Below are 13,466 nucleotides of genomic sequence, written 5' to 3' on the forward strand. Positions count from 1 at the left end.
GCCCCATGCGTGTGCTCGCCCAGCGCAGGATCGGACCATGACTCATGACACCGCTTCCGATACCTCGCTCCGCGTTCTGAAATGCCACGGCACCGCAGATTTCCTCGCGGCTCTGCCCCATCTCGTCGGCTACACCGCCGCCGACAGCATCTTCATCGTGTTCTTCTCCGGCTCTCGCACGAACCGGGCAATGCGCCTCGATCTCCCTCCTGACGAATCACCCCGGCATGTCGCACCTCTGCTCGACTTCATCAGCGCAACCCTGCGCGGGCTCGGGGAAGGGGTCAGCTCCTCGCCGGCCGTGGCGATGACCTGCAGCCGAACCTTCGCCGAGGCCGACGGGCCACCGTGGCGGGCGCTTGCACGGCGCCTCGAGCGCCGCTTGCGACGCGACGGCATCTTCCTGCGCGAGCTGTGCTGCCAAGCACCAGACGGCTGGATCAGTTTTCTCGATCCGAGTGCTCCCACGGGCGGTCGCCCCCTCAGCGAAATTGCGGAGAGCCCGCTCGCGCTCGATGCGGAGCCGGGCGCTTCCGCCCCCAAAAACATCAGCGAACTCGGCGCGATCCCCGAAGCCGACCCCAAGACTCATGATGCGGTGCTCGCCGCACTCGCAGAAGTGCCCCCGTATGCAGCCGCGCATTTCCGGCGGCGCACCGCAGGCGGCACCCCTGTGCCCGGGCGCGCACCGGAGCCTGTGCGGCGGGAGTTCACCGCGGTGGAGGCCGAACAGCACACACATCCTGCTCCCCCGGAGGCCTACGCCTGGATGCGCGACACCGCAGAGGTGACTGCGGCACTGCTCGACCTGAACGAACCGCTCGCTCCCACGATGTCGGCGCGTCTGATCCGCTGCGCACAACTGCCCGACAGGTGGCTGTTGCTCGCTCTCGGGGTGCTCACCCGGCCGCTCTTCCCCGTCGAACTCGCCGAAGACATCGGGCCGGCCCAGTTCGTGGCGGTGCCTGTCGATCTCGACAGCGGGCCTGCGCCTTCCCGCGCACCGGGCTGGTCGCTGCGCCGCCTGCTCGCCGATCTCTCGCCCGAGTTCACCGAGATGCAGCGTGTGCCGCCGCTGCGCACAAGGATCGTCGAGGCAGCGTCGGTGGCGCCCGATGAGCTGCGGCCGGCACTGCTCGCCTTCAGCGCCTGGTTGTGGTGGCTGAGCGGATCCCAATCCGTCGCCGCAAGTCAACTCGATGCGGCGTTCGCCATCGATCCGCAGCATGAACTCGCGCGCATGGTTGAGCGGCTTACCGCTGCGCCGCCATCGATGCATGTGCTCGCACGGCCGTTGTCGAGGGCGGCGTGAGCGCTCTCGCGCCGCGCCCGTGCGGGTGTCGGCGCAGCTCAGCGCGAGCGGATCTCCGAGCGCAGCACCTCTACCACGCGCTCGATTTCGGCACTTTTGAGCGAGCTCGCGAGAGTGAAGCGCACCGCCGTCTGCGCGAGCTCTGGCGGGATGCCCATCGCGAGCAACGTCGGCGAGGGTTCGTCTTTGCCTGCAGCGCAGGCCGATCCGGAAGAGACCGCGAAGCCTGCCGCGTCGAGCGCGATAAGCAGCGATTCACCGCTCGCGGAGGTCATCACGAAGGAGGCATGCCCAGGCAGGCGCTCGATCGGATGCCCGGTGAGCTGGGCGCCAGGCACTTCGGCAAGCACACGCTCGACAAGTTCGTCGCGGCTGCGCATGAGGGCGAGGGCGCGGCTGCCGATGTCGTGCGAGGAAGCGGTGACGGCTGCCGCGAAACCCGCGATCGCCGCCACGTTCTCAGTGCCGGAGCGTCGACCGCCCTCCTGCCCTCCGCCGTGCAGCAGAGCTTCGATCGGCAGTTGCGCGCGTACGAGCAGCGCACCGGCTCCCTGCGGGCCGCCAAATTTATGCGAGGCCACAGTCATGGCGTCAATTTCGGGTCCGGGCCAGACGGCCGCCCCATGCCCGGCACCACCGCTCCCGCCAGCACCGAACGAGACTGGCAGCGAAGCCGCCGCCTGCACCGCGTCGGTGTGCATGAGGGCCCCGCGAGCGCGAGCCTCCGCGGCGATTTCGGGCACAGCCTGCACGGAGCCGATCTCGGCGTTCGCGAGCCCCACCGAGACGAGCGTCGTGTCGTCGCGCAGCACCGCCCGGATCGCAGCAGGATCGACGCTGCCTTGTGCATCAACGGGCACTACGCTCAGCTCGAATCCGTGCACGCGCTCAAGGAAGCGGCAGCTCTCAAGCACCGAGGGGTGCTCGATCGGTGTGGTGACGATGTGGCGCCCGCGCGGCGCGGCGAGGGCCAGCCCGATGATCGCAAGATTGTTGGCTTCGGTGCCACCAGAAGTGAGCACTACTTCACTCTCTCGGGCCCCGAGCGCGGAGGCGATGGCCGCTCGCGCGGCCTGCAGTGTCTGCTGCGCGCGATGTCCGGCCTGGTGCACGCTCGACGGGTTGGCAGGCCCGGCATCGAGCACCGCGAGCATCGCCGCGCGCGCTTCCGGCCGCAGCGGCGCCGTCGCGGCGGCATCGAGATAGCGGCGATCCCTTCGAACTTCGGTGGCGTGCGTGCGGTCCGCAGCAGCTCCGGCCGCGCGCACGCTCATCGCGCGTCCAGTCCCAGGTCGAGCGCTCGTGCGCCGTGGGTGAGTCGGCCGACAGAGATCACGTCCACGCCTGTTTCCGCAATGCTCGCGACAGTGCTGAGATCGACCCCGCCGCTCGCTTCCACCACAGCGCGGCCGTCGATGAGGCGCACGCCCTCCACCAGCTCGGGGATCGAGAAGTTGTCGAGCAGGATACCGGTCGGCGCGGCGGCGAGCACGGGCGCGATCTGCTCGAGTCTGTCGACCTCCACGATGATCGCGGTGGTGTGTCCGGCGCGATCTCGCAGGCCGCGCAGCGCAGCCGTGATGGAGGCATCGTCGACGGCACCGAGAGCGGCGAGATGGTTGTCCTTCACCATGATCGCGTCGGAAAGACTGAAGCGGTGGTTCGTTCCTCCGCCCGCGCGCACCGCATGCTTTTCGAGCGCGCGCAGGCCCGGCGTGGTTTTGCGGGTGTCGGCGATGCGGGCGCGGGTGTGGGCGACGGCAGCAACGTACTCGGCGGTGAGGGTTGCGATCCCGCTGAGGCGCTGGCAGAGGTTGAGCGCCACCCGCTCCCCCGTCAGCACACCGCGGGCCGGGCCGGTGATGCGGGCGAGCGAGGCCCCCGCCACGAAGGCCGCTCCGTCCTCGGCGAGCTCGGTCACCTCGATGCGCGGGTCGAGTTGGCGGAAGGTCTCTACGAGCAGCGCTCCTCCGGCGAACACCCCTGTCTCCCGTGCGACAAGGCTGGTGTCGATGGCGGCGCCCGCAGGAATGGCGAGCTCTACGGTCAGGTCGCCCCAGGGGGCGTCCTCGGCGAGGGCTGCGCGCACGACGGATTCGATGAGGTGGGGGGTTAGCACTGCGCGAGGCTCCTCTGCTGTGGGTGGTTGGGCCCGAGCACGGGCTCGGCTGGCGCGTGCCTGGGGGATGATGCAGGAGGCACTGATCCGGGTTGGGGTGCCACAGAGGCGAGCCGCTCGGGAAGACGTGGCGGCGCGGAACGGCGAGCACACGTCGGGGACGGCGGATCTGCGATTTCGAACACAAAGCCGCGGCGCCGCGCCTGGGCCGGATCGGTGGCGGGCGCATCGATGCGCTGGTGGGCGCCGCGGGACTCGCGGCGGGCATCGGCGGCGAGCGCGATCATCGCGCGCAGATTCGCCGCGGAATACTCACTGTGCTCGGGCTGCTGCGCCACGGGTGTTCCTGCATCGGAGCTGGCCGCAGCCGCAGCACCAGTTGCAGCATCAGCCTCAGCCTCAGTACGAGCATCGGCACCAGCACCAGCACCAGCACCAGCTCCCAGATTGCCCTCGACCCCTGCCCCGAGCCCGACCGTCTCAGGCACGGCCTCGGCAACGAGCGCGCGCATCCCTGTCCCTTCCAAGCTCCAAGATGCGCGCGAAGCTACGAAGTCGGCGGCGGCGAGGCCCGCCCGCTCACCGAACACGAGGCCTTCGAGCAGCGAGTTCGAGGCGAGCCGGTTCGCCCCGTGCACCCCCGTGGCGGCGGTCTCGCCGGCTACGAAGAGCCCGGGGACCGAGCTGCGACCCCGCAGATCCGACGCCACACCGCCCATCGTGTAGTGGGCGGCAGGTGACACCGGCACCGGCTCGCGGCGCCAGTCGAACCCGCTTGCGGTTGTGGCCGAGGTGATCGCCGGGAAGCGGCGCGCCAGGGTGCCTGGGCCGCCCCCGCGTTCGATCCCCGTCGCGTCGAGCCACAACCTCGGCTCCCCTCGCTCCTGCATCACTCGCTGCATCTCCCGCGACACCACATCGCGCGGTGCGAGTTCGGCGAGCGGGTGTCTGCCCACCATGAATCGCTCCCCCGACCCGTCACGCAGCACGGCTCCGGCACCGCGCACGGCTTCTGAGACGAGCACACCCGAACCGTCGAGCACCGTGGGATGGAACTGCACGAACTCCAGGTCGGCGACCACCGCACCGGCACGGGCGGCGAGCATCACTCCCTCACCCCGCGATGATGCCGGATTGGTTGAGCGCGCATACAGCCCGGCGTAGCCACCAGTGGCGAGCACCACCGCATCGGCTCGGCAGGTCTCGCGCGATCCGTCCACCAAGTTCTGCAGCACAGCACCGTTCACCGCGCCGGCATCGCTCAGCAGCTCGACAGCGACCCGCTCCTCAATCAGCTCGATCCGCCCGGCCGCCACCTCGGCACGCAAGAGCGCCACCAGATGCCTGTGCAGCACCGCACCCGTGCGGTCGCCGCCGGCGTGCACAATGCGGGCGTAGCCGTGGGCCCCCTCCAGCCCCAGACGCGGGGCGCCGGACGCCGCGCGATCCGCCGCGAAGCCCTGTCGCAGCAGCTGCCGCACCGCCGCAGCCCCGTCAAGGGTCAGCACAGCCGCGGCTTCGAGATCGACGAGCCCCACCCCAGCAGCCACCGTATCGGCGAGGTGCGCCTCGGGTGTATCTCCGTAGCCGATCGCCGCCGCGATGCCGCCCTGCGCCAGCGCAGTGCTGCCGCCCACCGCGCCGCGAGCGTCACTACCCGCACCGCCCGCTTCCAGCCGTCCCGGCACGACAAGCGCCGTCGCCGCACCCGCCCGAGCCGCTGCGAGCGCGCAGGAGAGCCCCGCAACCCCCGAGCCGACGACGAGCATCATGGCCGTGCCGCGAGCATCCGCTCGAGGGCGACGCGGGAGTCGCCGGCCACATCATCCGACACCACGATGCGGTTCGGCACCGAGCCCGCAACGAGCGATTCCAACGTCCAAGCGAGATACGCGGGGTGGATGCGATACATGGTGGAGCAGGGGCACACCACCGGGTCGAGGCAGAACACCGTCAGCTCGGGATGCTGCTCCTGCAGCCTGTTGACGAGGTTGATCTCGGTGCCCACCGCAATCACATCGCCTGGCGACGCCGCCTCGATCTCCTTGCGAATGTACTCCGTCGATCCCGCGCCGTCTGCGGCCTCGACCACCGCGGCAGGGCACTCGGGGTGCACGATCACGCGCACTCCCGGGTGCTCTGCCCGCGCCTGCTCGATCTGCTGCACGGTAAACCGCTTGTGCACCGAGCAGAAGCCGTTCCAGAGAATCACGCGCGCCTCGCTCAGTTGCTCGACGGTGTTGCCACCGAGCGCGAGATGGGGCCGCCACACCGGCATCAGCTCTTCGGAGATGCCCATCGCCTTCGCGGTGTTGCGTCCGAGGTGCTGATCGGGGAAGAACACTACGCGCTGGCCGCGCTCGAAGGCCCACTCGAGCACCGTGCGGGCGTTCGACGAGGTGCAGACGATGCCGCCGTTGCGCCCGCAGAAGGCTTTGATCGCGGCCGATGAGTTCATATAGGTCACCGGGATCACAGGCTGCAGACCGTTCTCGGTTTCAGTGCCCAGTGCCCCGGTCAGCTCATCCCAGCAGCGCTCCACCTGCTCGATCGTCGCCATATCGGCCATGGAGCATCCGGCTGCGAGGTTGGGTAGCACCACTGCCTGCGAAGGCCCAGAGAGGATGTCGGCGGTCTCGGCCATGAAGTGCACGCCGCAGAACACGAAGGCTTCGGCTTCGGGGTGCGCCTTTGCAGCCTGCGCCAGCATGAAGGAGTCGCCCACGAAGTCGGCATGCTGCACGATTTCGTCGCGCTGGTAGAAGTGGCCGAGGATTTGCACCCGTTCGCCGAGCTGCTGCTTGGCTGCGACGATCCACTCGTGCAGCTGCGCATCGCTGGCGTCCGTGTAGCGCTGGGGCAGCGGCCCCTGGCGGGGTGCGTCGCCGGGGATCGGGTCAGGTGCCGACGCTCCGGGCCCGTAGCCGGGGGCGAGGTCGATGGCCCAGGGGTCGCTGGCGAGGCCGGAGTCGCAGCTGGAGACGCCCGTAGCGCGCAGGGCGATGGGTCGACGGTGCGAGGCCTGGCCGCCAGCGGGTTGCTGCGGGGGGCGGGCGGTGCGTTCGCGCTCGGCGGCGGCTCGGATGAGTTCGTGCACGCTCGTCATGCTGTGCTCCTCGGTGCGGGGTTGTGGGGCGCGGCTGGCCGGCCCGGGTGGCCGGGGGGCCGCTGCGGATCCTCCCGGAAGCGGTAGAGGCGTGCGGGGCGGTGCCGCGTGCCGGTTTCGGTTTCGCCGGTGTCGACGAGGTGGCCCTGTGCGAGCGCCTGGCGTCTGAAATTCGCGGGGTCGACGGTCTCACCGAGCACGGCCTCGGTCACGGCGCGCAGCCGCCCAAGGGTGAATACCGGCCCCAGGAAGCGGTGCGCCACGGCCTCGTACTCGGTTTTCGAGCGCAACCGTGCGAGGGCGTAGGCCACAATATCGGCGTGGTCAAAGGCCAGGTCGGGCAAGTTGTCGGCTGAGAACCAGGCCACATTGGGGTCCGGATCGCGGGTTGCCTGAGTGCTCCGCGTTTCGGGGCCTGGTCGGCCGTCTGCTCGCGCCCCGCTGTCGAACGGCTCGGGGTCGTCCCAGCGTCGCGGGTGTTGGCGGGTGCGCGCGTGCTCTGCTGTGTCGGCGGTCGCGACGGGCGACGCGAGCAGTTCGCGTTCTCCATAGAGTGCCCAGTAGGCGATGGTGACCAGGCGCTGCGCCTCGGCTGAGCGTTCGACACCACCGAAGGAGTAAAGCTGTTCCAGGTAGCCGGGATCGCGCCGCACTGCATCGCGGAGTGTGCGCAGCGCCGTATCAGAAAGAGTCTCATCCCAGCGGGTAGGACCGCCAGGCAATGCCCAGCATCCATGAAAGGGTGCGCGTGTGCGGCGCACCAGCGGCAGCCAGAGCGTGATCCCAGCACCCGCGGCTGCGCTTGTTTCAGCGACCGCTCCCGTGATCGTGTCACCGATGAGCGCGTCCTCGGGTGGCGCGAGCGCGAAGGCGACTGTCGAGACCGCCACTGCCGGGGGCATGGTTCGGCGCTCGCTCACGCTGGCGGTCTCGTAGGGCACGGTGCTCCCTGTTCGGTGCTCATCTGATGGCGGCGGGCATCTTGTGCACCGCCATCAGCAGCTTATAGTCAAACTGACTATAAGTGAATTACGCCGAGAGCGCACCTTCGTCAAGGACACAAGAAGGTCACGAGACTGTCGCATTTGCGGCATCTGGGATAGGCTCACCGCAAGACCAGTAATGCCGAACGTTGGAGCAGTCCAGACACGTTTTATCGCTGCGGCCCGCCGCAGCACGCACCACCAGTCTCCACGTCGGCGCCGTCGCCGTGGCACCCCGGTCGCTCTTTGCGACCAGCAACACACGAAGGAAACACACTATGGCCATCGGCACCGTGAAATGGTTCAACTCCGAAAAGGGCTTCGGCTTCATCACCCCCGACGACGGAGCTTCCGACGTCTTCGCGCACTTCAGCGCTATCCAGGGCAACGGCCGTCGCGACCTCTTCGAGAACCAGCGCGTCGAGTTTGACGTCGAGCAGGGCCCCAAGGGTCTGCAGGCGAGCAACATCCGCGCTCTCTAAGCACAGCGCGACACCGTCGGGGGTGCGGGGCTTCGGCTCCGCACCCCCGCTTTTGTTTCAGTGCCTCATCCTCCAACGCTCACCCCCGCAGCCGGTAGTGCAGATACACGATCCCGTTCTCAAGGCTGCGCTGTTCAAGCAGTTCGAGTTCGCAGCGCAGATCATCCGGAAAGAACCGCGTGCCGCCGCCGCCCACCACCACCGGCGCGAGGTAGATCTGCAACTCGTCGACGAGTCCGGCGCGCAGGGCGTGGCCCGCGAGCTCGGGCCCCTCGATCGTAAGGTCGTGCTCGAGTGTGCGCTTCAACTCACGGATCTCGTCAGGGTCGAAGGCGCGGCGCAGCGTCGTGCGGGCGCTGCGTGGCTCGTCGAGCGTGGTCGAGTACACGATCTTGTCGCAAGCTCGCCAAAGTCTCGCGAACTCCGCGATCCCTGGCGGCATCTCGGCGTCCTGATCGGCGGTCTCCCAGTAGACCATCATCTCGTACATGCGGCGCCCGTAGAGGTAGGTGCCGACGGATCGGGTAGCCTCCGCGACAACGGCGTGCAGCTCCTCGCTCGCCATGCCCCAGTCGAAGCCACCCGCCGCATCCTTCGTGTAGCCGTCGGCCGAAACGACCATCGAATAGATCAACAGGCCCATCAGCGTCTCCTTTGCTCGCCGCGCGCGATCCGCTTCCAGTATCGCCCCGCCGGGTCGTTCGCGCACCCCGTGTTTCGCTCAGCCCGATCCGAGCATCCCGCATCACACTGGCAGCCGAGCTACGCACGCACCCCCTCACTCCAGCCTGTTTTGTACACTCGCCACACCCGGTTCGACAGCGCTTCGCCGCTCGCACTACATTCGGGGCACCGCCTCCGAACTGAAACGGGGATCCATGTCAGAGCCGACGTACCCACACCTCCTCAAGCCCCTCGATTTGGGCTTTGTCACGCTGCCCAATCGCTTGCTCATGGGCTCGATGCACCTCGGGCTCGAGGAAGCCCCCGACGGCGCCGAGCGTCTCGCGGCGTTCTACAGCGAACGTGCCCGCGGCGGTGCCGCGCTGATCGTGACGGGCGGCATCTCGCCCAACGACGAGGGGCGACTCACCCCGGGCGCCGCCACCCTCGAATCCGAGGAGCAACTGCCGCACCATCGCGTCATCACCGACGCCGTGCATGAGGAGGGTGGGCGGATCGCGCTGCAGATTCTGCACGCCGGCCGCTACGGCGCGCACCCGAACATTGTGGCCCCGAGCCCTATCCAAGCTCCCATCTCGCCGCTCACCCCACGCGAGCTGACCGACGCCGAGGTCGAGCGCACCATCGACGACTTCGCCCGCACGGCCCGCCTCGCCCAACTCGCCGGCTACGACGGTGTAGAGATCATGGGCTCCGAGGGCTACCTCATCAACCAGTTCACGGCGCGCCGCACCAATCACCGCGACGACCGTTGGGGCGGCAGCCTCGATGGCCGGTTGCGCTTCCCCGTCGAGATCGTGCGCCGCGTGCGCGAGGCCGTCGGCGAGCGCTGCATCGTGATTTACCGGCTCTCGATGCTCGAACTCGTGCCCGACGGCGCAACCTTCGACGAGGCGCTGCAGCTCGCGCGTCTCGTCGAAGCCGCGGGTGCCACCATGATCAACTCGGGCATCGGCTGGCACGAGGCCCGCGTGCCCACCATCGCAAGCTCGGTGCCGCGCGGCGCGTTCTCGTGGGCGACCCGGCGCTTCGCCGACGCCGTATCGATCCCGCTCATCACCACCAACCGCATCAACACCCCCGCCACAGCCGAGCGGCTGCTCGCTGAGGGCTGCGGCGATATGGTGTCGCTCGCGCGGCCGTTCCTTGCCGATCCCGAGTTCGTGCGCAAGGCCGCCGCGGGCACCCCCGAGCGCATCAACACCTGCATCGGCTGCAATCAGGCCTGCCTCGACCACACCTTCTCCGGTCGCCCGGCTTCCTGCCTGGTGAACCCGCGCGCGGGGCACGAAACCGATCTCGTCATCGGCCCGACGGTTACGAAGAAGCGGATCGCGGTTGTCGGTGCAGGCCCGGCAGGGCTCGCCTGTGCCACCACGGCGGCCTCGCGCGGTCACGCGGTGACCCTGTTCGAAGCCTCGGATCGCATCGGCGGGCAACTGAACGTGGCGTTGCAGGTGCCGGGCAAGAGCGAGTTCCGCGAGACGCTGCGCTACTTCGGGGTGCGGATCGCGGAAACGGGCGTCGAGCTGCGGTTGGGCCATCGGGCCACAGCCGAGGCCCTGGCCGCTGAAGGCTTCGACGAGATTGTGGTGGCGACGGGCGTGGTGCCGCGCCGACCCGACATTCCCGGCGTCGATCACCCGAGCGTGCTCGGGTATCTCGATGTGCTGCGCGAACAGGCCCCGGTGGGCGATCGCGTCGCGATCCTCGGTGCCGGCGGTATCGGCTTCGACGTCGCCGAGTATTTGACAGCACCCGCCGACGATCCGGGATGGAGCGACGCGGCGGCTGAGGATCCGGCGGCACTCGACGCGTTTCTCGCGCACTGGGGCGTAGACCGCGACTTCACCGGTGCCGGCGGCCTGCGTCCACCCGTCGACGAGCAGCCTACACGCAGTGTCGTGATGCTGCAGCGCAAGGCAGGCAAGCTCGGGGCAGGGCTCGGCAAGACGACAGGCTGGATCCACCGCACCGAACTCGCGCGGCGCGGAGTGCGCATGGTGGCCGGCGCCGAGTATCTTGGCATCGACGACGACGGTCTACGGGTGCGGTTGCAGGCGGGCGAGACGGCTGCAGGCAGCAAGCCGGCCGGGGCAGCCGGATCCGCCGCATCGCATACCGAGGAGCGCACGAGCACCGCAGACACCGTTGCCATTGAAACCATCATCGTCGACACCGTCGTGCTCTGCACCGGCCAGGAACCCGCGCGGCAACTGCACGACCAACTTACTGCGCTCGGCGTCGCCGCGCACCTCATCGGCGGTGCCGACGTGGCCGGCGAGCTCGATGCGAAGCGCGCGATCGCGCAGGGCACGCGGCTCGCAGCGAAGCTCTAGCGGATCAGGCGGCACCTCAGCCGCTTGCGCCACCTGCGCCAGCATCAGTTCGAGGGAGCTGAAAGCACCTCTCGGGCAACCGCGATTGCGTCATCCAGCGCGCGATCGAGGGGGTGCCGGCCGGCGCCGCGATCCGCCCACTCCCACACCGCAGTTACGAGTGCCGCCGCATAGCCGGCCCCGATCACGGCGGCGCGCACCGACTCGGTGCCGTCGCGTTCGAGCCTGTGGGCGATGGCGGTGCCGATCCGCAGCTGGCGCGCTGCCCGCCCCGCAGCAAGCTCCTGCTCGACCCCCATCGTGCGGGCATCGACGATCGCGAGCGCGAGCGTATCGGGTGCCTCACCCGCAGCGAACACCGCGAGCGCGTCGGCGAGTGGCTGCGCCGGATCGTCAAGCGCCCCGAGCAGCGCGTCGATCCGCCCATCGAACACGAACCACAAGATCTCTGATTTGCCGGCGAAATAGTTGAAGAAACTGGAGCGGCTCACCCCGGCGCGACGCGCGATCTCAGTGATCGAGGTGGCCTCGTAGCCCTGTTCAAGAAACAGCTCGCAGGCCGCGTCGGCAAGCACCTCGCGGGAGGAAGCGGGCGGCCGCCCACGCGAAGCTTTCATACCCACCACACTACCCCGCACCCTTGTCTCTCCCTCCTATCTCACCCCGGTCTGAGCTGTGGCGCCCAGGGTCGAAGCGCGGGGGGGGGCCAACAACACCAACCCGCATGTAAGATAGCTTTGTTGAACCGGATCTAACAAATAGTTTCGGGTCGTTGCACCCTGAGGAGTTCCGCACCGCCATGTCCCCGCACCATCGCCGCCAGCTCACGCCTCTTGCACTCGCCGCGGTCGCCGCTCTCGCACTCAGCGCTTGTAGCTCTGCCGGCACCAACCCCCAGCAGAGCGACACCCTCGTCTACGCGACCGGCGACGCCGAGCCGAGCTGCCTCGATCCGCATGTGGGCGGCAACTACCCACAGGCGCTCATCTCGACGCAGTATCTCGAGCCCCTGGTCGGACGCGACTCAAGCGGCAAGATCCAGCCGTGGCTCGCGACCGAGTGGCAGGCAAGCGACGACGGCCTGACCTGGGATTTCACCCTGCAGGACGGCGTCACCTTCACCGACGGCACACCGCTCGACGCCGCAGCAGTCAAGGCGAACATCGAGCACCTGCAAGATCCCAATACGCAGTCCTCCACCGGCTACCTTGCGGTGCAGAAGATCGCCGAGATCGAGACCATCGACGATACGCACGTGCGCTTCCACCTCTCGGCCCCTGACTCGGCGCTGCTCGAGTCACTGAGCCAGCAGTGGACCGCGATCCAGTCGCCCGCCGGCATCGCACGCGGCATGGAGCAGAACTGCCAGGCCCCCATCGGCACCGGCCCCTTCATTGTCGAGTCTTGGACCCCGCAGCAGCAGGTCGATCTGGTGCGCAACGACGACTACCGCACCCCCGGCCCCGAGGCCGACCATGAGGGCCCGGCCCACATCAAACGCATTGAGTGGCGGTTTATCCCCGACGCGGCCACCCGCAAAGCGGCGCTTGCTGCTGGCGAGGTGCAGGTCATCGACAACCCGCTGCCTGCAGACATCGTCGCTGCTGAGCAGAGCGGATCGGGCATCGAGCACATCGACGCCCCTCGCCCCGGCGCGGTCAACCGTATCGAGCTCAATTCGGGTCAGGCTCCCTTCGACGATGTGCGCGTGCGCGAGGCGTTCATTCGCGTCGCCGACCCAAACCCGGGCATCTCCTCGCTCTTCAGGGGTGTGGCCTCCCGTTCCTACTCGCCGCTCGCGAGCGTCGAGCCCACTACGGTTGCCGACAAGTCGTTGTTCGGCACGGATCCGGCGGCTGCGGCGAAGCTGCTCGACGAGGCGGGCTGGGTGATGGGATCCGACGGGGTGCGCGAGAAGAACGGCGCGAAGCTGACCGTGCGCTTCCCCGTCAGCACCAATCAGTCGACGGCTGCCGAGCAGTCGTTGTTTGAGCAAATCCAGGCGAACGCCGCGGCCGTCGGTTTCGATGTGGTGATTGAACCTGTCGATCTGAGCAGCTGGTACGGCGCTCTCGCGGTGCACGAGTACGAGGCAGTGAGCGCCCCTTACACAAAAGTCGGCCCCGACGTGCTGCGCATTCTCTACCACTCCGACGGCACCATCCCGGCACCCTCGGGCTACTTCGCGAACAACGCGCAGCTCAAGGATCCCGAGCTCGATGCGATCCTCGATCAGGCCTCGGCCACGCTCGATGAGGCTGAGCGCACCAAGCTCTACGCCGACGCGCAACAGCGCATTCTCGAGAGTTTCACGGTGCTGCCACTCTACGATCAGCAGAACCACTTCCTGGTGAAGGGCGTCGAGGGTGTGACTACGCTCGGCACCGTGGCGACACCCACCTTCGTCAACGCGCGTCTCAGCTGAAGCGGAGAGACGAGAA

11 protein-coding genes are annotated in these 13,466 nt (G+C 68.5%); 4 read left to right on the forward strand and 7 right to left on the reverse strand.

Annotation, left to right across the window (positions count from 1 at the left end; translation table 11 throughout):
* Window positions 1-37: 37 nt before the first annotated feature.
* A complete protein-coding gene (locus WFI54_RS06130; RefSeq protein WP_336651910.1) occupies window positions 38-1,312 on the forward strand; it encodes a DUF4192 family protein in 1,275 nt (424 codons plus the stop codon).
* 38 nt (window positions 1,313-1,350) lie between these two features.
* Here WFI54_RS06130 and WFI54_RS06135 read toward each other — a convergent pair whose 3' ends face one another.
* The 5 genes from WFI54_RS06135 to WFI54_RS06155 are packed head-to-tail and all read right to left on the reverse strand — an operon-like array spanning window position 1,351 to window position 7,457.
* Window positions 1,351-2,586, reverse strand: a complete 1,236-nt coding sequence (locus tag WFI54_RS06135; RefSeq protein ID WP_336651911.1) for a cysteine desulfurase family protein — start codon at window positions 2,584-2,586, stop codon at window positions 1,351-1,353.
* On the reverse strand, window positions 2,583-3,431 hold the full coding sequence (nadC, locus tag WFI54_RS06140; protein WP_336651912.1) for a carboxylating nicotinate-nucleotide diphosphorylase: 849 nt from the start codon (window positions 3,429-3,431) through the stop codon (window positions 2,583-2,585). The genes WFI54_RS06135 and nadC overlap by 4 nt, the downstream gene beginning before the upstream one ends.
* Window positions 3,425-5,203: an L-aspartate oxidase gene (locus tag WFI54_RS06145; protein WP_336651913.1), complete on the reverse strand. Its 1,779-nt coding sequence runs from the start codon at window positions 5,201-5,203 to the stop codon at window positions 3,425-3,427. The genes nadC and WFI54_RS06145 overlap by 7 nt, the downstream gene beginning before the upstream one ends.
* Entirely contained in the window at window positions 5,200-6,537 is a 1,338-nt protein-coding gene (nadA, locus tag WFI54_RS06150; protein ID WP_336651914.1) for a quinolinate synthase NadA, read from the reverse strand. Before nadA ends, WFI54_RS06145 begins: the two co-directional genes overlap by 4 nt.
* Complete coding sequence (locus WFI54_RS06155) at window positions 6,534-7,457, reverse strand: NUDIX hydrolase (protein ID WP_336651915.1); 924 nt, start codon at window positions 7,455-7,457, stop codon at window positions 6,534-6,536. Before WFI54_RS06155 ends, nadA begins: the two co-directional genes overlap by 4 nt.
* Before the next feature lie 341 nt (window positions 7,458-7,798).
* Here WFI54_RS06155 and WFI54_RS06160 point away from each other — a divergent pair, with 341 nt between their 5' ends.
* Window positions 7,799-8,002: a cold-shock protein gene (locus tag WFI54_RS06160; protein ID WP_017883062.1), complete on the forward strand. Its 204-nt coding sequence runs from the start codon at window positions 7,799-7,801 to the stop codon at window positions 8,000-8,002.
* A 79-nt stretch (window positions 8,003-8,081) separates the two neighbouring features.
* Here WFI54_RS06160 and WFI54_RS06165 read toward each other — a convergent pair whose 3' ends face one another.
* On the reverse strand, window positions 8,082-8,645 hold the full coding sequence (locus WFI54_RS06165) for a dihydrofolate reductase family protein (RefSeq protein WP_336651916.1): 564 nt from the start codon (window positions 8,643-8,645) through the stop codon (window positions 8,082-8,084).
* Between the two features lie 235 nt (window positions 8,646-8,880).
* On the opposite strand from WFI54_RS06165, the gene WFI54_RS06170 reads away from it, so the two are divergent.
* Window positions 8,881-11,025 (forward strand): NADPH-dependent 2,4-dienoyl-CoA reductase, encoded by a 2,145-nt coding sequence (locus WFI54_RS06170; RefSeq protein WP_336651917.1) that lies wholly within the window; start codon window positions 8,881-8,883, stop codon window positions 11,023-11,025.
* Window positions 11,026-11,069: 44 nt separating this feature from the next.
* On the opposite strand, the gene WFI54_RS06175 is transcribed toward WFI54_RS06170, so the two are convergent.
* Complete coding sequence (locus WFI54_RS06175) at window positions 11,070-11,642, reverse strand: TetR/AcrR family transcriptional regulator (protein ID WP_336651918.1); 573 nt, start codon at window positions 11,640-11,642, stop codon at window positions 11,070-11,072.
* A gap of 182 nt (window positions 11,643-11,824) precedes the next feature.
* Between WFI54_RS06175 and WFI54_RS06180 the strand changes: the two genes are divergently transcribed.
* On the forward strand, window positions 11,825-13,450 hold the full coding sequence (locus WFI54_RS06180; RefSeq protein ID WP_336651919.1) for an ABC transporter substrate-binding protein: 1,626 nt from the start codon (window positions 11,825-11,827) through the stop codon (window positions 13,448-13,450).
* Window positions 13,451-13,466: the final 16 nt, after the last annotated feature.

Source organism: Leucobacter sp. MMO-125 (genome assembly GCF_037148395.1).
Taxonomy (GTDB): Bacteria; Actinomycetota; Actinomycetes; order Actinomycetales; family Microbacteriaceae; genus Leucobacter.